This is a genomic window from Kocuria sp. HSID16901 (assembly GCF_003989425.1).
Lineage (GTDB): Bacteria > Actinomycetota > Actinomycetes > Actinomycetales > Micrococcaceae > Rothia > Rothia massiliensis.
Genome location: NZ_RBLM01000002.1, coordinates 610232 through 628661, shown reverse-complemented (window position 1 = coordinate 628661; position 18430 = coordinate 610232). Strand labels below are relative to the sequence as shown.

Annotated in this window: 21 protein-coding genes and 1 pseudogene; 5 read left to right on the top strand and 17 right to left on the bottom strand. The window is 58.9% G+C overall.

The genetic code is table 11. The annotated features are described in order from the left end of the window. Positions 1–132 (top strand): annotated as a pseudogene (locus tag D8M21_RS05035) (IS481 family transposase); the annotation flags it as partial. 211 nt (positions 133–343) lie between these two features. Here the strand turns inward: D8M21_RS05035 and D8M21_RS05030 are convergent. The 9 genes from D8M21_RS05030 to D8M21_RS04990 form a co-directional block, all read right to left on the bottom strand. Beyond that, on the bottom strand, positions 344–556 hold the full coding sequence (locus D8M21_RS05030; protein ID WP_048678770.1) for a hypothetical protein: 213 nt from the start codon (positions 554–556) through the stop codon (positions 344–346). After that, positions 553–906, bottom strand: a complete 354-nt coding sequence (locus D8M21_RS05025; RefSeq protein ID WP_048678768.1) for a hypothetical protein — start codon at positions 904–906, stop codon at positions 553–555. Before D8M21_RS05025 ends, D8M21_RS05030 begins: the two co-directional genes overlap by 4 nt. Then, a complete protein-coding gene (locus D8M21_RS05020; RefSeq protein WP_126855683.1) occupies positions 903–1091 on the bottom strand; it encodes a hypothetical protein in 189 nt (62 codons plus the stop codon). The genes D8M21_RS05025 and D8M21_RS05020 overlap by 4 nt, the downstream gene beginning before the upstream one ends. After that, on the bottom strand, positions 1088–2485 hold the full coding sequence (locus D8M21_RS05015) for an AAA family ATPase (RefSeq protein ID WP_161970370.1): 1398 nt from the start codon (positions 2483–2485) through the stop codon (positions 1088–1090). Before D8M21_RS05015 ends, D8M21_RS05020 begins: the two co-directional genes overlap by 4 nt. 113 nt (positions 2486–2598) lie before the next feature. Beyond that, positions 2599–2988, bottom strand: a complete 390-nt coding sequence (locus D8M21_RS05010; protein ID WP_048678760.1) for a hypothetical protein — start codon at positions 2986–2988, stop codon at positions 2599–2601. Next, complete coding sequence (locus D8M21_RS05005; protein WP_048678758.1) at positions 2985–3494, bottom strand: hypothetical protein; 510 nt, start codon at positions 3492–3494, stop codon at positions 2985–2987. The genes D8M21_RS05010 and D8M21_RS05005 overlap by 4 nt, the downstream gene beginning before the upstream one ends. Next, positions 3494–3805: a hypothetical protein gene (locus D8M21_RS05000; protein WP_048678755.1), complete on the bottom strand. Its 312-nt coding sequence runs from the start codon at positions 3803–3805 to the stop codon at positions 3494–3496. Before D8M21_RS05000 ends, D8M21_RS05005 begins: the two co-directional genes overlap by 1 nt. Before the next feature lie 5 nt (positions 3806–3810). Further along, complete coding sequence (locus D8M21_RS04995) at positions 3811–4104, bottom strand: hypothetical protein (protein ID WP_048678752.1); 294 nt, start codon at positions 4102–4104, stop codon at positions 3811–3813. An 87-nt stretch (positions 4105–4191) separates the two neighbouring features. Continuing rightward, on the bottom strand, positions 4192–4398 hold the full coding sequence (locus D8M21_RS04990) for a helix-turn-helix transcriptional regulator (RefSeq protein ID WP_048678750.1): 207 nt from the start codon (positions 4396–4398) through the stop codon (positions 4192–4194). A 166-nt stretch (positions 4399–4564) separates the two neighbouring features. On the opposite strand from D8M21_RS04990, the gene D8M21_RS04985 reads away from it, so the two are divergent. Next, positions 4565–5191: a helix-turn-helix transcriptional regulator gene (locus tag D8M21_RS04985; protein WP_126855681.1), complete on the top strand. Its 627-nt coding sequence runs from the start codon at positions 4565–4567 to the stop codon at positions 5189–5191. After that, the gene (locus D8M21_RS04980; RefSeq protein ID WP_126855680.1) at positions 5169–6233 is read left to right on the top strand and encodes a tyrosine-type recombinase/integrase; all 1065 of its coding nucleotides are present in this window, start codon (positions 5169–5171) and stop codon (positions 6231–6233) included. Before D8M21_RS04985 ends, D8M21_RS04980 begins: the two co-directional genes overlap by 23 nt. A gap of 71 nt (positions 6234–6304) precedes the next feature. Here the strand turns inward: D8M21_RS04980 and glnA are convergent, their stop codons facing one another. After that, positions 6305–7729, bottom strand: a complete 1425-nt coding sequence (gene glnA, locus D8M21_RS04975) for a type I glutamate--ammonia ligase (protein WP_048678747.1) — start codon at positions 7727–7729, stop codon at positions 6305–6307. A gap of 231 nt (positions 7730–7960) precedes the next feature. Here glnA and D8M21_RS04970 point away from each other — a divergent pair, with 231 nt between their 5' ends. Further along, positions 7961–8440 carry an RDD family protein gene (locus D8M21_RS04970; RefSeq protein ID WP_065424214.1) on the top strand — a complete coding sequence of 160 codons (480 nt, stop codon included), beginning with the start codon at positions 7961–7963 and terminating at the stop codon, positions 8438–8440. Positions 8441–8523: 83 nt separating this feature from the next. Here D8M21_RS04970 and D8M21_RS04965 read toward each other — a convergent pair whose 3' ends face one another. The 3 genes from D8M21_RS04965 to lipB all read right to left on the bottom strand — a co-directional run bounded on the left by D8M21_RS04965 (position 8524) and on the right by lipB (position 11158). Further along, positions 8524–9327 (bottom strand): DUF4191 domain-containing protein, encoded by an 804-nt coding sequence (locus D8M21_RS04965; protein WP_082156626.1) that lies wholly within the window; start codon positions 9325–9327, stop codon positions 8524–8526. Between the two features lie 95 nt (positions 9328–9422). After that, the gene (gene lipA / locus D8M21_RS04960) at positions 9423–10430 is read right to left on the bottom strand and encodes a lipoyl synthase (protein ID WP_048678556.1); all 1008 of its coding nucleotides are present in this window, start codon (positions 10428–10430) and stop codon (positions 9423–9425) included. 47 nt (positions 10431–10477) lie between these two features. Further along, complete coding sequence (lipB, locus tag D8M21_RS04955) at positions 10478–11158, bottom strand: lipoyl(octanoyl) transferase LipB (RefSeq protein WP_048678555.1); 681 nt, start codon at positions 11156–11158, stop codon at positions 10478–10480. 121 nt (positions 11159–11279) lie between these two features. Here lipB and D8M21_RS04950 point away from each other — a divergent pair, with 121 nt between their 5' ends. Beyond that, positions 11280–12971: a hypothetical protein gene (locus D8M21_RS04950; RefSeq protein ID WP_126855679.1), complete on the top strand. Its 1692-nt coding sequence runs from the start codon at positions 11280–11282 to the stop codon at positions 12969–12971. Between the two features lie 3 nt (positions 12972–12974). On the opposite strand, the gene D8M21_RS04945 is transcribed toward D8M21_RS04950, so the two are convergent. From D8M21_RS04945 to D8M21_RS04930, 4 genes are all read right to left on the bottom strand, one after another. Further along, entirely contained in the window at positions 12975–13325 is a 351-nt protein-coding gene (locus tag D8M21_RS04945; protein WP_048678551.1) for a hypothetical protein, read from the bottom strand. Between the two features lie 144 nt (positions 13326–13469). Then, a complete protein-coding gene (sucB, locus tag D8M21_RS04940) occupies positions 13470–15224 on the bottom strand; it encodes a 2-oxoglutarate dehydrogenase, E2 component, dihydrolipoamide succinyltransferase (protein WP_048678549.1) in 1755 nt (584 codons plus the stop codon). A gap of 69 nt (positions 15225–15293) precedes the next feature. Next, positions 15294–16667 (bottom strand): dihydrolipoyl dehydrogenase, encoded by a 1374-nt coding sequence (gene lpdA, locus D8M21_RS04935; protein ID WP_048678548.1) that lies wholly within the window; start codon positions 16665–16667, stop codon positions 15294–15296. Positions 16668–16845: 178 nt separating this feature from the next. Then, on the bottom strand, positions 16846–18369 hold the full coding sequence (locus D8M21_RS04930; protein ID WP_048678547.1) for a leucyl aminopeptidase: 1524 nt from the start codon (positions 18367–18369) through the stop codon (positions 16846–16848). Positions 18370–18430 lie beyond the last annotated feature (61 nt).

The following is an 18430-nucleotide window of genomic DNA, read 5'->3' as shown; positions in this document are numbered from 1 at the left end:
GGATCAGAAGCCGAGCGTCGCATGGCGCTACCAGGCTGGCTGCACTTCTACAATCATCACAGGCACCACTCCGCAATCGGGGCCCCACCCATCAGCAGAATCCAAAACAACCTGCCTGGACAGCACAGCTAGGGCGGCTTCGGTCTCTCGGAGTTTCAGCCGGTATTTCTTAGCCTCAGCGGCCGCCTTGTTGCCGGTCTCTTCCCGTTCGGACTGTTCGTCTTGGACGGTGCCCGCCGGCTCCTGGGGGTTGTCTGTTGGCGGGGTCATCTGCTGGTCTTCGGTTGGTTGTTCGATGGTCTGCTCGGTCGTGTTTTTGCTCATGAGTTTTTCTCCTGTGGGGTTATTCGGTAATGGTGGGGTCGTCGAGTTCAGCTTGGGTCCAGCCCAATGCTTCGGGGGTAGTGAGGAACACGGCTTCCTGTGTTGCGCCGGGAAGGATTGTGTAGACCTGTCCGTCGCTGCTGTGGATCGGTACGTCACGTTCTTTCGCTGTGACCGGCTGGTCGGCGAGGGAGAGTATTTTCAGGGCAGTTTCTTTATTGGGCCGGTTCATTTGGTGCCTTCCGTAGTGGGGGTGTCCATGTGGGCTAGGAGAGCGTTGCGCTCTTTGGTCAGTGAGGTGACTTCGGTGAGTAGTTGCCGGATGATGCGGCCACAATCGGAGCCGGGTACGTGCCCGTCATCGACGCAAGCACATCGTGTAGGTGAAGTATTGGTGACGGGGTTTTGTGGTGTGCGGTTTTCGTTGCGTTCGCCTTGGTCGACGATTTCATCTGCCACGCTAAATACCTTTCGTTGGGGTATAAATGCTTTGAATTGTGAATTATTGAATATTCCGACTCCGGTCTGGACGGAGCCGTCTTTATTCCGCCATTTGTAGGGGCGGACTCTGATTTGACTCATGCCGAGTTCCTTTCGTGAGTTTCGAGTAGGTCGATCATTTTGTCGGCGACGGTGGTGATTTTCTCGTAGGGAATGAATGATTTGATTTGTTTGCCGCGTGTGATGACGACACCGGGGATTGGGTGGTCACTGGTCCTGTCCCAGACGTAGGGGCGGACTCTGAGTTGAAAGTCGATCTGGCTCACGCCGCATCTCCGTTCTGGTCTTGGTCCCATTGCTGTTTCATGGTGGCGTAGCGTTGGGAGATTTTTTCGTGGTGGGCGCACTGGTCCGAACCGTCCGTGACGGGGGCTTCACACTCGATCCGGCGGCAGATTTTTGTTTCATAGGTCCCGGCCTTATCCCATAGGTCCCCATAGGTCCCTGCCTCTGGGCGCGCGGGATCTATGACCGTCTGGCCGGGATGTATGGAATTATCCGGGGATTTCTCATAGGTCCCGCCATAGGTCCCTGTGCTCGTAGGGCCGGGATCTATGGGATCTATGGTGTTTTCGTCGGGATCTATGGAGGTTTCCTCTTCGATCTGCCAAAACGGGATCGAACCTTTTCCGAATCCGTTACGCCCTGAGGTCACCCTCGGTTTACGGATCTTCGAGCGGCGATTCTGTAAGGTCTTGAACTCATACCCTGCCGAGGCCGCCGAACTTTTGATTTCCTTGACTGACATAGACCCGCCAGCCTCGGTCAAGACCTCGATCAGCCACCGGTCCAGTTCGTTCCGGTCCTCCGCATCGTCCTCGCCGTATTCCCGGTTGATCAGTTCCCCGACCGTCAGTTCCGAGGCACCGAGGAAACGAACCTTCCCGACGTTCGTCAACCCGTCCTCGGTAGGCACATCAACCGACTCAAGGGCGAACTTCCACGAACCGCGCCCGGTGCCGTAATTGTTCTTGTCCTGAGTCAGAATCCGCTCGCCGGTCTCCGGGTCGGAAGCGAACGCAAGGTAGGAGCGGGTGAGGTCTCGCCACGCATGAGAACCGGACAGTTTCGCCCCCACGTTGCCCGCGCCCTTGCCGAAGTGGTTGATCAGAATAATCGCCAGATCATGCTCTTGAGCCAAGGCCATCAGCGGGCCGTAGGACCGGCGGACGTCTTGGACCTTGTTCATATCCCCGTCCATGAGGTTCGGGGCCGGGTCGATAATGATCATCCGCGCCCCGGTCTCGATCACGGCTTGACGTAACAGGGCGATGTCCAACGGAAACTGCAATTCCCGCTCATTGGTGAACGTCTCAGTGATCGTCGCGGCCTGGACTTGAGCGACCCTCTCGAGGTCGGCACCGGCGGCGGTGAGTCTGGGAACCATGACTGTAGGCCAGTCATCCTCAGGCCCGAAGATGATCACGGTCTCTTTGTGGCCATGCAGGTCGCCGGATAGTTCACCTTGGGTCAGTTGCGCGGCGAGGTCCAGGGCGAAGGTGGATTTACCTTCCCCGCCGATACCGGCCATGATCGTTCCCGTGCCCAAGGGGATTACACCTTGGCCTTCGTGTGCCCAGAGCCAGCGTTGCCGGTGCGGAGCGATCATGTGGGCGTAGGTGACCCGCAATTCGGTGCGGGCTTGGATGTCTTCTGCCATAGTGGCCTGTCCTTTCCAGCGGTGGTTGCTGGGATCGAAGAAAAAGGGTGTGTGGTGCCAGACCGACGACGGTTTAGAGGTGTCGCCGGTCTGGCATCTAATAGAGGTGTGGCCTAGGCGGCCTGCGCGATAATCTCCGGGACCCGGTAATACGTACCCGGTATCAAGGTCGGCCACGGCCCGGAGGTGTCCCACTCGGGATTGGCTTTCGGTGCCCATGTCCCGGTGAGAGTGGCCGGTCGAGGGCCGGCCAGTTTCCGCCGGTCCCACAACGGCTCTTCCCACGGGTAGGTGGGGGCCGCTCCGAGGTCTGTGGCGAAGGATTCCGCCCGGTGTCTCGCATCGGCCTCGAGGGCCTCGTGTAAGGCTTGTTTGCCTTCGGCTTGCCCTATGACGGTCCCGGTCAGATATGCACTGTTGATCTCCGTGACGGGGCTTGTAGCGCACGTGTTCGCGTGAACCAACACGGCCTCCGGGATGCTGGCGAGGTAGTTCGCGCTCATTGGTTCACCTGCTCCACATCGGCCCGGTGACTGGATGCGTCAGCGAAGAACTCGTTGATCTTGACCACGAACTCGGAGAGTTCCTCAAAGGTCATGGGATTGTTCTTCTGGTTCGTCTCGATGACGTAGCGCAACTCGTCGTAGTCGTGCGGGTCGTACATGGCCTCGCAGAACAACTCCGGTGTGCTCACCCGGTGGGCGTACCAGTAGCCCTCGTCCCCGTCGATCCCATCGCGCTGGTAGTAGCTGGGCAATACGGAGGGCCGGACCAGGTGCGCCGGGTGCTGGGCCTTGAATTCCTGGACTTTCGCGACAACCTGGTCGAATTCGTCGCTAGTCATGTCGTGGTAGCCCTCGATCTCGTAGACCACGTGCTCGGGGCCGGGTCGTTGATCGGGGTGCTCGGTGACAGCATCCATGCACACGTATTGGTTGCGGGGACCATGCCACACGCACGAGGGCGTGCCGTCGATGTCGGTGTCTTGGATCAGTTCGATGATGCGCATTACGCGGCCACCTCCGAGATATCGCCGTTGGACCCGAAGATGACATCTGCGCTCCAACGATCAGCAAAGACGGCGAGTTCGTCGGCGATTTCGATCATGTCGTGATGGTTCAGGTCGGGAAAAACAACGTCGGTGCTGTATTCGACTCGTAGTGGTAGTCCTTGGCCGGGGTCGAAGATGTGCACGGTGGCGATACCGTTGGGGCTTGACGGGCCGGTGTAAATATCGGTGGGCTTGCCCGTGGAGGGGTCCATCTGCCGGGTGAAAATCGCCGGGATGGCCGGGTTGCGGGGACTGGTACTGTTGTTCATATGAATTACTCCTTGCTGAGTGATTGAACTAGCGCCTTTTGCATCGACGATCTTGGCGGGTCTTGCGATGCGGAAGGCGCTTTTTTCATGCCCGGATCGGTCCGAGCCTTGGTAAGGGCTTGTTGGTAGAGAACTCGGTCGGTGGCCTCGTCTGCTACCGGGTCCGAGTGGAGGGGCTTTCCCTCCGCCTGGTGGAACTTGAACCATTTCGATAACTCCTTCGCTTGAGTTCTGGTCAGTGGATATCCGGCCTCGGCGGTGTCGATCATGATCTGGTCGATTAGCTCGGCGAGGCCCATTCGTCTGGTGATGTGCGTTGCGCTCTCCGTTCAATATGCGGTTATCAAACAACGTGCCGCCGCACGGCGGACTTAGGTTCGGAAGCTCTACGCGGCGGTCCCGTTCTGTTCCTCGAACTGCTTGTCGATCCACGCAAGGACATCTGCGCGACGAAAGACACGGCGGCCCATGATGAGCGCGGACGGCGGGGCGGTTCCGTTGTGGATCGCCCACCGGAACGCTCCGGGGGTCTTACCTGTCATGGCAGCGGCTTCCTCAACGTCGATGAGGATGCTGGGGCTGGTCTGGGTCATCGTTCCTCCTGGAATCTAGTAGTGGCGACCTGTGCAAAACCATACTAGCACATCCAGTTGTCGACAAATAGATTAGAGCACGTCTGGGTTTCGAGTTGAGCGGAAATCGGTTGCGCTACGTAGCCTCTTCGAGCTATTGCCCACTAGTTGCCGCTAGGCTGTAGGCATGGAAGAAGTGGACTCGACACAAATCGGCAAGAATCTCAAGATCATGCGCGGCGAGATGACGCAGGCGGACCTTGCGAAGGCGATGAGGAAGCGAGGCTACAAGTGGACGCAGGCCACTGTATGGACTGCGGAACAGGGGGACCGGAAGCTAAAACTGGACGAGGCGAAGTCCCTGGCGGACATCTTGGGCGGCAGTTTGACCGACTTCTTCCAAAGTTCAATCGTTTCAGAGAAGGCCCGATTTCTATCTGCGGCTATCCGTGCCTTAATACAGACGTGGTCCGAGACTGCGCAGAGCGTTGAAGCTCTTGAAGGCGTACGTTCAATTCTGAGTGCGAATGTGACGGACATTCGAGAGTCTGACCATGAGGTCGCTACTGCTCTTGAAGATGACCTCGCTCAAGCTGACCGAGCTTTGAAGCTTTACACCATCGACTCCTCCATATCTCGCGCCGAGCGTCAGAAAAAACGGCGACAAGAGCGAGCTGAGGCAGGGCTGACCGAATCTGACCTGAATCACGCGTGGGAGAAGATTGCCTCCCGTAATAAAGAGTTCCAGGAGGCAGAAATTGACGCACAGATGATTCTGGAAGATCGAGAAAATGCCGACTCCTCGGAGGGATAAGAACGGTCTCTATCGTGTCCGCTGGACCGACGCCCACGGGAAGCGACGGGAGACCACGGCCAAGACCTACCAAGGCGCGCTAGAGAAATACCAAGAGAAGATCGCCGCGAAAGTATCCGGCAAAGAAATAGAACCGCTCAAAGGGCGCGTGACGGTCGAAAAGTGGTGCGAACGATGGTTGGCATCATATGCGCTTAATTCTCCGGGCACCCGCAAAATGGGTATCACTCACGTCAAAGTTATCGTGAATACACTCGGGAGGAAGCCACTATCTAAAGTGGACCCCGATACGGTCAGACAATGGGTGGCCGAATTGCACCGCCAAGGATATTCGCACTCATATATTTACGCACTGCATAACCGTCTATCCCAGATACTCGGCGAAGCGGTCCATGATGGTTATCTGTCCCGTAACCCGTGCTCACGTCGCACTTCTCCGGGCGGTGCTAAAACCGTGCCGTATGTGATTACCACTGAGCAGGTTTGGGCGCTCTACGATGCGATGCCCGAACAGTGCCGTTCAGCGGTCCTCCTGGGCGCTTTCGCGGGCTTGAGGATAGCTGAGGCGGCCGGATTACGGCGGCAAGACGTAGACCTCGAGAGCGGCGTTATACGGCCTACGGTCCAATATGGGGGAGTGCCGTTGAAGACGGCGGACTCGAAGGCGTCTATTCCGATACCGCTAGAGCTTGCAGATTTACTCCGGAGGAATTTGGGGCCGGTGCCGGGGTGGACGATGGTTGTGCCTGGCCAGCTTGGGCGAGGTATTTCACCGGCAAGCATTGAGGTTCATTTCAGGCGGGCACGGGCGACCGTGGAGGGGCTGCCGACTGACAAGCTCAGGTTCCACGATCTACGCCACTACTATGCGTCCTTGTTGATCCAGCAGGGACTGGACGTGAAGCGGGTGCAACAGCGTCTTCGTCATTCGAGCGCGAAAATCACGCTGGATACGTATGGTCATCTATTCGAGGATGACGGGGAGGCGACCCGCTCGGCTATCGGTTCCGCGATGCGGCGACCTGCCCCTCACCGGGGGTAAATGGGTAGAAATCGGGGGTAGAACAAAACGCCCTACCCCCGAAATATCAGGCATATAAGCCTATTTTGTGGCTATACCCCGTAATAGAGCTGGAATTCCAAAGGATGCGGTACGAGAGCCAGAGGAGTCAGCTCATTCTCGCGCTTGTACGAAATCCAGGTTTCGATGAGGTCTTCGGTGAAGACGTCTCCGGCCAGCAAGAATTCATGGTCTTCTTCCAGGGCATCGAGGGCTTCACTCAAGGAGCCTGGAGCAGTCTTGATGTCCTTGGCCTCTTCCGGGGGAAGCTCGTACAGATCCTTATCGATCGGCTCCGGCGGTTCAATCCGATTGCGGATTCCGTCGAGGCCTGCCATGAGCTGCGCGGCGAAGGCCAGATAGGGGTTGCAGGAGGGATCCGGCGCACGGAATTCCAGGCGCTTGGCCTTCGGGTTGGAGCCCGTAATGGGGATGCGGATGCCGGCCGAGCGGTTGCCCTGCGAGTACACCATGTTGACCGGGGCCTCGAAGCCTTTGACCAGGCGCCGGTACGAGTTCACGGTCGGGTTGGTGAAGGCAAGAACCGCGGAGGAGTGCTGCAGGAGGCCGCCGATGTACCAGCGGGCAAGGTCAGACAGGTTGGCGTACCCGCGCTCGTCGAAGAACAGCGGTTCGCTGCCCTTCCACAGTGACTGGTGGCAATGCATGCCCGAGCCATTGTCACCGAAGACGGGCTTCGGCATGAAGGTCGCCGACTTGCCGAAGGCATCTGCAACGTTCTTGACGACGTACTTGAACTTCAGGAGGTCGTCGGCCGCCAAAGTCATGGTGTTGTACTTGTAGTTGATTTCGGCCTGTCCGGCGGCCCCCACCTCATGGTGTGAGCGTTCAACTTCCAAGCCGACCTTGTCCAGCGTGACGGAGATGGTGTCGCGCAGGTCAGCCTGCTTGTCTTGAGGGGATACCGGGAAATATCCGCCCTTCGTCAGGGTCTTATTGCCTTGGTTGCCGCCTTCTTCTTCACGGCCGGAATTCCACGGGGCTTCGTCGGAATCGACACGGTAAAAAGTGTGCTCGGGGGAGACCTGGTAGCGAACGTCCTCGAAAATGAAGAATTCAGCTTCGGACGCAAAATTGGCGACGTCGGCGATTCCCGTTGAGTTCAGGTAGGCCTCGGCGCGTTCGGCAACGCCACGCGGATCGCGGTGGTAAGGCTCGCCCGTGCGGGGGTTCACGATCGAGCAGGTCAAAACAAGGGTCTTTTCATCACGGAAAGGATCGACGAAGGCCGACTTGGGATCAGGGATCAGCTGCATGTCAGATTCGGCGATTCCCTGGAATCCACGAATGGAGGACCCATCGAAGAGCTGTCCGTTCACGAAGAAGTCATCATCCACGGACTTCGCCGGAAGGTTGAAGTGCTGCTGCACACCAGGCAGGTCGGTGAAGCGGATGTCGACGAAGACGACATCTTCATTCTGGATGTAATCCAGCACTTCTTGGGCATTTTCGAACATGGTCGGAGTTCTCCTTAGATTGCTCAACGCGATCACACCCGACAACCCTTCGAACGAGGCTGTCTGCGTGTTTTCTGTTGCTCAGGTTAAGCCTGGAACGTTGCCCTGCTGTATCTGCTATGTTTCCGGCACGTAACAGCGTGGCTCAATCCCAACGGCGCTCCGGCAACGGTGCGACCACCTGTCCCACCATAACCCGAGTCACTATGCCGTTTCGTTATCCTGGACTTTATGGCATCCACTCGAAATTCGGCCGACGGCGCTGGGTCACCCGATACCTCCCACCGCGCGACGTCCTCGGCGCGGCCCGACAGCGATTACCCTGGCAGTAGATTCGGCCGTCCGGAGACGGGGCGTGGCTCCCTCGCCAGAGTGCCACGAAGAATCGTGGCGTTGTTCATCGACTGGTTTCTCTGCCTCGGCATCACCCACCTCGTGGTGGGCGGAGGAGACTCATGGGCGCATTCGCTGATGGTATCTGGCGTCTTCTGGGTGTATCAGGGGCTTCTGGTTGGCGTCATGGGCCATTCCGTGGGGCATCTCATCTGCGGGATGCAGGTGCAAACCCTGGACGGGGAACCGGCTGGATTCGGTCGAGCCTTCATACGTGGCCTCTTGGTGACGCTCTTCATCCCGGTCTTGATCGTTGACGGCGACGGGCGTGGCCTTCACGACCGCGTTGTCGGAACGGTCCTGGTTCGCATTCGTTAGCCGGCCCAACGTCTTTCGTACACACAAAAGTGGCGGGGACCGATCGTCGTGATCGGTCCCCGCCACTTATTCAAGACACGGAATTAACGTCCGCGAAGTCCCTTACGGTCAGGGCGGGCCTTCATTGGATCCACTCCCTTTGGCATCGGCATGCCCTTATTGAGCGAAGCCAGGCGGTTATTGACCGCGTGCACTTCTTGCTGAGTCAGGTTCTTCGGGTACTTCTTCATCGTCTTGGTAATTTTCTTCAAGGGAACCTGGCCCTCACCGTTACCGGACTTGATGACGTGCACGGGAACGTTGGGGGCAACGCGGTTGAGCTTCTTCTTTTCCTGCGCCACCAATGAATTAACCCGACTTGCTGGGCCTTCCGTGACGAGCACGACGCCGGGCCGGCCCAAAGCGCGGAATGCGAGATCCTGGGTGCGCGGATTCACCGCGACGGGCTGTTCCTCAACAATCCAACCGCGGCGCAAGGTCGACAAGGCGGCACCGGCAGCTCCTGGCTGGCCCTCAATTTGCCCGAAGGCCGCTCGTTCGGCTCGCCTCGACAAAATGATGACGCAGGCTAGGGCAGCGACCGGAACACCGATGATGAGCCAGGTGATCCAGTTATTCAATAAGACGCCGACAAGCAGGAAGACCAGCAGAATCACGAGCGCGACGGTCAGGAGGATCCAACCAATGTTGGGATCCGACTTCCTGGTCATCGTGAAGAGCTGCTTCATCTGAGCAAAATATCCAGGCTTATCGCCCTTCTTCTTTCGCTTTTCGGCACGCTTTTCTTCACGCGTGAGCTTGCCGTTCTTGGCACTCTGTGACGACACGTTGATTTCCTCGTTGATTTTGGGTGTGGTGGCACGGGTTGCCCCGGGATTCGGGACCATTCTACGGGAGGAGAATTCCCGCGGGGAACACTACCCGGCCATGGCACGACGCCGTCGGCGGGGTTGCCGACGGCGTCGTGAAGAAAACAGGAGGCTTACAGGCCGGCTGCGACGAGAGACGACGCTTCCTGGCGGGCCGAACCGGTGTCTTCGATGTGGGCGAGATGCTCCGGAATGGGGCGGCCCATCTTCTCCATCGCTCGGGCCCAGAGGCGACCCGCACGGTAGGACGAACGAACCATTGGCCCGGCCATGACGCCCAGGAATCCGATTTCCTCGGCGGCCTTGGACAAAGCCACGAATTCTTCCGGTTTAACCCATCGATCAATGGGGTGGAAGAGCGGTGACGGCCGGAGGTATTGCGTCAGCGTAATGATGTCGGTTCCGGCGTCGTGAAGATCGCACAGAGCCTCATATACTTCCTCGTTGGTTTCGCCCATGCCGAGGATCAAATTGGACTTGGTGATCATCCCGCGATCTTTGCCATGTGAGATGGTGTCCAGGGAACGCTCGTAGGTGAAAGCCGGGCGGATCTTTTTGAAAATCCGAGGAACGGTTTCCACGTTATGGGCGTACACCTCGGGTTTTGCATCGACGATCATGTCCAAACGATCTGGCTTGCCTTGGAAATCGGGGATCAGGATTTCCACGCCAGTGTTGGGGTTCATCTCGTGGATCGCTTCGATGGTTTTCGCATAGTGCAACGCGGAACCATCGTCGAGATCGTCACGGGCGACCCCGGTCACCGTGGCGTAGCGGAGATCCATCTTCTGGATCGAGCGGGCGACCTTCACGGGCTCCAAGGGGTCCAGAGGAGCGGGGCGACCTGTGGCGATATCGCAAAAATCGCATCGACGCGTGCACGTGTCACCCGCGATGAGGAACGTTGCCTCGCGATCTTCCCAACATTCGTAGATATTGGGACAGCCTGCTTCTTCGCACACCGTGTGTAGACCTTCGCTTCGAGCCATGCTCTTGAGCTCTTGATACTCGGGACCCATCTTTGCGGTGTTTTTCAGCCACGATGGCTTTTTCTCGATGGGGACCTGAGCATTGCGCGATTCCACGCGCAGTAGGCGGCGTCCTTCAGGGGCGATAGTCATGGATTCTCCTTCATGGTCGTGAAACCGCAACGAGGGATCGGTGCGGATCAGACCTTTGACGGTCCGACACGAGGCGTAAACGACGCAGCAAGTCGGTCTGCATTGGCCAGAAGCTCTGTCTCGACTTGGTCAACAACATCGGACGGCGAAATGTTCCGCCCCAGTTGTTCGCTGATCGTCGTGACGGAGGCATCCGTGATGCCGCACGGAATGAAGTTTGCAAAAGAACTGAGATCATTGTTGCAGTTCAGTGCGAAGCCGTGCATGGTCGTTTTCTTGGCGACGCGGATACCGATGGCGGCAATCTTCCGATCTGGTTCGATCCCTTCACCACGGACCCAAACTCCCGATCGTCCCTCAACGCGTTCACCCTTGACGCCCAAGTCGCACACGACCTTCATGAGGATCTCTTCCAAGATCCGGACGTAGCGGACCACATCGAAGGGCTCGGGAAGCTTGACGATGGGGTAACCGATCAGCATGCCGGGGCCGTGCCACGTGAGCTTCCCACCGCGATCGATGGGAACGACGTCGGTGCCGTCCTGTGGATATTCGTGCTTTTCAGTTCTTTTGCCGGCCGTATAGACCGGGGGATGTTCCAACAGAAGAACGGTGTTATCCCGTTCCTCGTTGCTGACGCTGCTGTGGATCTCTTCCTGCAGTGCGAGGGCTTCACGATAGTCCACGTACTCGGGCGCGAGACCAACCCGATTCATGACCAAAGACATGGGTTAACCCTACCGCCGGGACATGAGGCAGCTAAATCTCCAGACACGAATGTCCCGCGAAATGGTTGAAACCTGTGGATAACGTGATGAGACTCATGCCAACGGGTGTACACCTATGCGCATGACTATTGCGACAACAGGACATCCAGCCCCGTTCGGACCAGCCCTGTCTGGTTTGGAACGGTATCGGTTGATACAAAAATTGGAGCAGGAGGAAGGTCGATCCTCGTGGTACGCGAAGTTACGGGACGCGGACCCCGAGGTGCAGGGCGGTGATGCCAATGATGCCGGCGGGCTCGGGGCCAGAGTCCGGCGTCGGGCCGAGAGCGAGCGGCTCCTTTGTGTTTACGCACCGCCTCGCGGTGATATTGAGGCGCTTTCCGAGGCTGCGGCCCGATGGGGAGCCACAGTGGCCTCCGAATCGGTAGGCATGCGTCATCCGCATATCTTGTACACCCACGATGCTTCCGCCAGCGATCCATTGTGTCCGCTGATCGCCTTAGAGTTTCCCGACGGCGGAACCTTGGCCAGGTTTTTGGACGCCCGCGGAAAGGTAGAACCTGGTGAGTGCGCGCAGATTGTCAATGGAGTCGGGCGGGCCTTGAGCTGGTTGCATGGGCGCGGAATCGTGCACGGAAATATTCGGCCAACCGAAGTGCACTTTTCGGTCTCGGGCGTCCCCCTCATCAAGCCGCCGTGGTCGGATCCGTGGCGGGAACGACCAGAGTCGGGTCCTGGGGCCGTGGCCTTAGAGGTTTTTGATTTCGCGGCGATGATCTGGCGAATGCTGACGGGCCGTGCTCCGGGTCCGAGTGTGTCCCGATTTCCGCTTCCTATGGTCTGCCCGTCAACGCCCCGTCCGGTCGTTGATGTCTTAGAGTCGGCCCTGAATGATTCCCCCGAGTCGAGGCCGGACGTGAGGGAGGTGGTTCTCGCCGTAACGGGGGCTTGGGAGTCGATGCCGCTACCGCTCAGGCAGGCAGCGTATCCGGAATTCGTGCGACGCCTGCCGGTGGAAAATGTTTCGGGTTCCGTTCACTCCAAAACGCAGCACACGCCACTCTGGGGTGGAATCGAACGGGTGCGTGCGGCTTCCCGCGGACGTGGAGGGGCCCGGATTTCTGATCGATCGAAACCAACAGGCGAAGAAAAAACTCGTACGGTCTCGGATGGTCAATCGTTCGTCAAGGCCAGGGTTGCTCGGAGCCTGCCCCATGGCCGGTTCCCCGCCTCGAAGCGTTCACTCATCCTGGCAGGTGCCGTTGCGATGGCTGCCGGCGGGGCAATGCTCGGCAGCCGATGGTGGGTTGAGGAGCCTCAGGCGACGGACTCCCTGGGCCACAGTCAGCCTTCAGCAGAAGCCTCCGACGGGCTCATACCCAGGCCGTCAGGCATGGAACCGGCGAAAAGTGAAAATGGCGACGAGGGGCAACTGACATCGGAGATTACCTCACTGTTTGAGGCTCGAGATAGAGCCTTGAGGGACGCCGACGCGGAAAAGATCCCCCTCTACGCGGAACGGGGTGGAGCCGTGGAGCAACAAGACCTCAAGCTCATCCAAGAACTCCACACGACAAAGACTCGGTGGCCGGACCTTCATAGCGCTGTGTCTGACATCCAGGTTGAGAAGGTCGCCGATGAACGGGCCGAAGTGGTGGTCACCCTGACGGTGACAGGCTGGAACGGCCCCACAGCCCAGGAACCGAAGCCTCAACACAACGAAGCCGGCGCCTCGTCCCAGAGAATCCGCATCGGACTGGGACGAGCCACCGGCTCGTGGAAGTTCTCGGACGTTACTCCGATGGGAACGTGAAAATTAGTTCCAGAGAGTGGCCACGGCAATGTTGATGAGAGCGAGGCCGCCGACAGAGTGAGCGATTCCGGTAGGAACTGCTTCCCCTGCCTTGTACTTGCGTTGCCCAATGAACGCGGTGACCGCGATGGCCAAGCCAATCACAAGTTTGACTCCGAGCTTGGCGTGGTTCACGACGCCGTCGCCCATTTCGAGCATTCCCCACATGAGGATGCCCGTGACGAGTTGAAGTAACGCGGCGTAGAACTGCACGGGGACCACGCGCGGCGGCTTGAAATTTGCGACCCAGAGACCGAAGACGAGGGCGGCCCCCAGGATGTGGAGGAACAGGAAGATGGACATCAGAACAGACATACATCAATTCTAGAACGTTTCTAGCTTTTTGGCGTCATAGTGTCAGTAAAAACTGGTGGGGTTTGACACGTGGTGCGAGGTTAACGCATATGAGGCGGCTACCCCTTCGGGGCGGCCGCCTCATATGCGTCGTCGGTCGGAGCCTTACAGGCCAACCTCAGACTCGAACTTGCCTTCCTCAAGGCGCTTCTTCAACGTCGAGAGGAAACGACCGGCGTCGGCGCCGTCGACCAATCGGTGATCGTAGGTCAGCGACAGGTAGCACATCTGACGGATCGAGATCGTGTCGTTGCCTTCCTCGTCGGTGACGACGACGGGGCGCTTGACGATCGATCCGGTCCCCAAAATGGCAACCTGCGGCTGGTTGATGATCGGGGTGTCGAAGAGAGCCCCGAAGGAACCGATGTTCGTGATGGTGAACGTTCCACCGGAGAGCTCATCGGGTCCGATCTTGCCGGATTTGGTGCGCTCGCCGACGTCGGCGATCTTCTTGGCAAGGCCTGCCAAGTTGAGATCTCCGGCGTTGGAAACAACCGGGACCAACAGCCCACGCTCGGTATCCACGGCGATGGCGATGTCCTCGGAGTCGTGGTACGTGATCTCCTTGGCATCAGCATCGTACGAGGCATTCAGCTTGGGGTGCTGCTGCAATGCTTCCGCAACGGCCTTCGCGAAGAAGGGGAGGAAGGTCAGCTTGGCGCCCTCACGAGCCTGGAAGGAGTTCTTGGCGCGTCCACGAAGCTTGGCAACGCGGGTCATGTCGACCTCGGTGACCTGAGTCAGCTGCGCAGACACATCGAGGGATTCCTTCATCCGCTTGGCGATGGTCTGACGGATCCGGGGGGCCTTCTCCGTCTTGCCGCGCTTCTCGGTGTCTACGGCCGGGGCCTTCGGGGCGGGAGCCTCAGACGAAGGTGCCGCGGACTGCTGAGGAGCTGCACTTTCGGAAGACTTCTTTGCATCCACGGCCGCCTGAACGTCCTGTTTCCGGATCCGGCCACCAACGCCTGAACCCTTGATGGTGTTCAGGTCGATGCCCTCCTGCTTAGCGAGCTTACGCACCAGCGGGGTGACGTAAACTTCACCGCTCTGCGAGGAAGACTCCTGCTTGGGTTCGGACTTCGGAGCCTCCTGCTTGGGGGCTTCCTGCTTCGGAGCTTCGTCCTTGGGGGCTTCCTGCTTCGGAGCCTCCTGCTTCGGTGCTTCTTCCTTCGGAGCCTCTTCCTGAGCGGCGGAGTCATTCTTCGAAGAATCAGATGCAGGCGCGGAAGATCCTTCAGCACCGACGATTGCGAGAACCTGACCGACCTCGGCCTCTTCGTCTTCGTCAACCTTGATTTCCAGCAACGTGCCGGCAACAGGGGAGGGAATCTCGGTGTCGACCTTGTCCGTGGACACCTCGACGAGAGGTTCGTCAACCTCCACGGAATCACCGATGGACTTGAGCCAACGGGTCACGGTCCCTTCGGTGACGGACTCACCAAGAGCCGGCAAAGTGACTTCCTGTCCTTCGCCCCCGGCGGACCCGGAAGAATCGGACTTCTGCTCAGATGCGGCAGGAGCCTCTTCCTTCGGGGCTTCTTCCTGGGCAGGCTCTTCGGCCGGTGCCTCTTGAGCAGAGGATTCGTCCGAAGAAGAATCATCTGAAGATCCGGCTCCTGAACCGTCGCCAATTCGTACGAGGGGCGCGCCGACCTCGACTTCTTCGTCCTCGTCGACCAGGATTTCCTCGATCGTTCCGGCAACGGGGGAAGGCACCTCGGTGTCCACCTTGTCCGTCGAGATTTCGACTAAGGGCTCGTCAACCTCGACGGTGTCGCCGACGGACTTGAGCCAGCGGGTCACGGTTCCTTCGGTGACAGATTCGCCCAGTGCGGGCAGTTCTACGGTTTCAGACATCGTCTCTTCCCGTTCTCCTTATGAATATTGCCTGTGTGATGAGTGTTTATCTCGGTAGGATCGCGGCGATCAACCGTGCAACGGGTGACCGGCCAGGGCCATAGCGGCCTCGCCGAGTGCCTCGTTCTGCGTCGGGTGTGCGTGGATGAGCTTGGCGACGTCCTCTGGGTAGGCTTCCCAGTTGACGATGAGCTGAGCCTCGCCGATCTGTTCACCGATGCGCTTGCCGATGGCGTGAACACCAATGATGGGGCCATCTTTTTCGCGCACGAACTTGATGATGCCGTTGGCGCCGAGGATCGAGCTCTTGCCATTGCCGGCCAGGTTGTATTCGGAGACCTCGATGTTGTCGTCGCCGAACTTCTCCTTGGCCTTGGGCTCGGTGTAACCCACGGAAGCGATCTCGGGGTCAGAGAACGTGACCTTGGGGATGTTGATGTCTTCCACAATGACCGGGTTGAGGCCGGCGATTTCCTCGGCAAGGAAGATGCCCTGCTGGAAACCACGGTGAGCCAGCTGCAAACCGGGGACGATGTCGCCCGCGGCGTAGATATTTCCGACGCCGGTGTGAAGGCGTTCGTCGGTGATGACAAAGCCACGGTCCATCGTGACACCGGCTTCTTCGAAGCCCAGTCCTTCGGTGTTGGGGCCACGGCCGACCGCCACGAGGACGATATCGGCTTCGAATTCCTTGCCGTCGGTCAGAGTGACCTTGGCGCCGTTGTCGTCCTGCTCGACCTTTTCAAAGAAGGTGCCGAGGTTGGACTTGATCCCGCGCTTCTTGAAATTGCGTTCGAGGACCTTGATGATCGAGGGATCCTCATTCGGTACGAGGTGGGGCAAACCCTCGATGATGGTGACGTCTACGCCCATCGAGCGCCACATCGAAGCAAATTCGGAGCCGATGACGCCGCCGCCGAGGATGATCGCCGACTTCGGCAAGTAATCCATCTCTAGCGCTTGGGTAGAGGTGAGAACCCGACCGCCAATTTCGAGACCGAAAGTCTTTGAAATCGAACCGGAGGCGAGAATGATGTGCTCACCGGTGTATTCGGTGCCATCGACGTCGATGGTGTTCTTACCGGTCAGCTTTCCCTTGCCGTTAATGACGGTGACGCCGCGCATCTTAAGAAGCCCCTGAAGTCCCTTGAACTTTCCGGAGATGATGCTGTCTTTGTAGTCACGGATCTTGGACATGTCGATGCCCTCAAAGCTGACCTTGACACCGTATTTCTCGGATTCGCGGGCTTCTTCCGCGACCTCCGCGGAGTGGAGATACGCCTTCGTAGGGATGCAACCCCAGTGCAAGCAGGTACCTCCGACCTTTTCCTTTTCGATGAGCCCGACGGAGTAGCCGAGCTGAACCGAGCGAAGAGCGGCGGCGTAGCCTGCGCTACCGCCGCCTAGAATGAGAATGTCGAAAGCATTTGCCGAATCGGCCACGTGGACGCTCCCTCGCGTTGGGTACAGGCCCGAAGGCCTGTCGCTGATGTTGAATCATTGTCTAGCTTATATCCCTGGTCGGCCAGGTCTCTACTTAACGCCACGGAAGACAAAACGCCCCTTCGAGAGGATCATCACACCTCGAAGGGGCTTTTTGCCATAGTGAACGGGCCTTAGGTCAGGCTTCGGAGAGGTCCTCCAAGAGGCTCACCAACGTGGCGACCGAAGCGCCCGTGCCGTTCTTGGGGACGAATCCACGAGCCGATCCTTCGTTGTACGCGGGGCCGGCAATGTCCAGATGGGCCCAGGGAATCTTCTTTCCCTCACGTTCGCCGACGAACTCCTGGAGGAACAAGCCCGCGATGAGCATTCCGCCGTCGCGACCGGAACCGATGTTCTTAAGATCGGCGGCCTCGGTTTTCAATTCAGCGCGCATGTAGCTCGGCAACGGCATCGGCCAAAACGGCTCACCGGCTCGTTCGGACGCTTCGAGGACTTGTCCGCGGAGCTGCTCATCGCCCATGACAGCGGCGTAGCGCGTCCCCAAGGCGACCATCTGGGCGCCCGTGAGGGTGGCGACGTCGAGCAGGTAGTCGGGCTCCGCCTCGGAGGCGTAGGCCAAGCCGTCCGCCATGACCAGTCGGCCTTCGGCATCCGTGTTAAGCACCTCGACGGTGGTGCCGCCGCGCATGCTCAGCACGTCATTCGGTTTCGTCGCCGAGCCGGAAGGCATATTTTCGGCGATGCAGAGGTAGCCCGTGATGCGAATCGGGAGCTCAAGCTCGGCTGCCGCTGCGACGGCGTTGAGAACCGCAGCGGCCCCGCCCATGTCGCACTTCATCGTCATCATGGCCGAGCCAGGCTTGATGGAAAGACCACCCGAATCAAAGGTGATGCCCTTGCCGACCAACGCGACGCTCTTGACGGGATTCTCAGGTTCGTAGGTGACCTCAACCAGTCGCGGTGGGCGTTCGGAGCCCTTTCCAACACCCAAGATGCCGCCAAACCCGCCCTCTTCGAGGGCCTTTTCGTCCAGGACGGTGCACGAGACCCGGTCAATTCCGGAGACTCGCTCGACGGCACGGTCGGCAAAGACCTGGGGATAGAGGTCATTGGGGGCTTCATTGACGAGCCTGCGGGCCGAATCGACCGCTTCGCCCAGAATGAGGGCCCGCTGGAAGATCTCCATGGTGCCTTCGGAATCAACGTCGCTGACGACCACGACGTCGGATACGGGCTCTTTCTCCAGGACGTCCTGGGCCGTACGGCGTCCGGCATCAAAGAATGCGCCAAATGCGGCGCCTTCTGCGAGGGCGGAGACCTCAGACAGGGTCGAGGCCGGAAGATTCAGGGCGACCGATTCGAAATCGATCAGCTGGCGGACCGCACTGCCGGCGGCTGAGCGAAGGGCATCGAGACGTTCGGGGCCTGTTTCGGCTAGAGATCCCAGACCGATGAGGGCCAACAGGAATGGCCCATCTTCGCCGTAGCTAGGAAGCCTTAAGAGCTGGTCGGCCGTGCCTTGATGGCCCAGGTCTTCGAGGCTCGATTCGAGGGACTCGACGCTGGCTTCATCGAGGGCGGATGGGGTGAGCTGGGGGCCTTCAGGGCCTTGTACGACGCCGATCACCAAGACCTGAGCGTCAATATTTTCCAGTTCCGGCTCGACCAATGAAAATGCGAGTTCTGTGGACTCCGTCAAACCATGCTCCTTGTATTAGCTGGATGGGTGTTACCTGAATGAGGTATTCCGGTGAAGGCGA

Excerpts from the sequence above, each read along its gene's own strand:
- D8M21_RS05030 (WP_048678770.1), bottom strand. The coding sequence starts at position 556 with ATGAACCGGCCCAATAAAGAAACTGCCCTGAAAATACTCTCCCTCGCC.
- D8M21_RS05025 (WP_048678768.1), bottom strand. The coding sequence starts at position 906 with ATGAGTCAAATCAGAGTCCGCCCCTACAAATGGCGGAATAAAGACGGC.
- D8M21_RS05015 (WP_161970370.1), bottom strand. The coding sequence starts at position 2,485 with ATGGCAGAAGACATCCAAGCCCGCACCGAATTGCGGGTCACCTACGCC.
- D8M21_RS05010 (WP_048678760.1), bottom strand. The coding sequence starts at position 2,988 with ATGAGCGCGAACTACCTCGCCAGCATCCCGGAGGCCGTGTTGGTTCAC.
- D8M21_RS05005 (WP_048678758.1), bottom strand. The coding sequence starts at position 3,494 with ATGCGCATCATCGAACTGATCCAAGACACCGACATCGACGGCACGCCC.
- D8M21_RS05000 (WP_048678755.1), bottom strand. The coding sequence starts at position 3,805 with ATGAACAACAGTACCAGTCCCCGCAACCCGGCCATCCCGGCGATTTTC.
- D8M21_RS04995 (WP_048678752.1), bottom strand. The coding sequence starts at position 4,104 with ATGGGCCTCGCCGAGCTAATCGACCAGATCATGATCGACACCGCCGAG.
- D8M21_RS04990 (WP_048678750.1), bottom strand. The coding sequence starts at position 4,398 with ATGACCCAGACCAGCCCCAGCATCCTCATCGACGTTGAGGAAGCCGCT.
- D8M21_RS04985 (WP_126855681.1), top strand. The coding sequence starts at position 4,565 with ATGGAAGAAGTGGACTCGACACAAATCGGCAAGAATCTCAAGATCATG.
- D8M21_RS04980 (WP_126855680.1), top strand. The coding sequence starts at position 5,169 with ATGCCGACTCCTCGGAGGGATAAGAACGGTCTCTATCGTGTCCGCTGG.
- glnA (WP_048678747.1), bottom strand. The coding sequence starts at position 7,729 with ATGTTCGAAAATGCCCAAGAAGTGCTGGATTACATCCAGAATGAAGAT.
- D8M21_RS04970 (WP_065424214.1), top strand. The coding sequence starts at position 7,961 with ATGGCATCCACTCGAAATTCGGCCGACGGCGCTGGGTCACCCGATACC.
- D8M21_RS04965 (WP_082156626.1), bottom strand. The coding sequence starts at position 9,327 with ATGGTCCCGAATCCCGGGGCAACCCGTGCCACCACACCCAAAATCAAC.
- lipA (WP_048678556.1), bottom strand. The coding sequence starts at position 10,430 with ATGACTATCGCCCCTGAAGGACGCCGCCTACTGCGCGTGGAATCGCGC.
- lipB (WP_048678555.1), bottom strand. The coding sequence starts at position 11,158 with ATGTCTTTGGTCATGAATCGGGTTGGTCTCGCGCCCGAGTACGTGGAC.
- D8M21_RS04950 (WP_126855679.1), top strand. The coding sequence starts at position 11,280 with ATGACTATTGCGACAACAGGACATCCAGCCCCGTTCGGACCAGCCCTG.
- D8M21_RS04945 (WP_048678551.1), bottom strand. The coding sequence starts at position 13,325 with ATGTCTGTTCTGATGTCCATCTTCCTGTTCCTCCACATCCTGGGGGCC.
- sucB (WP_048678549.1), bottom strand. The coding sequence starts at position 15,224 with ATGTCTGAAACCGTAGAACTGCCCGCACTGGGCGAATCTGTCACCGAA.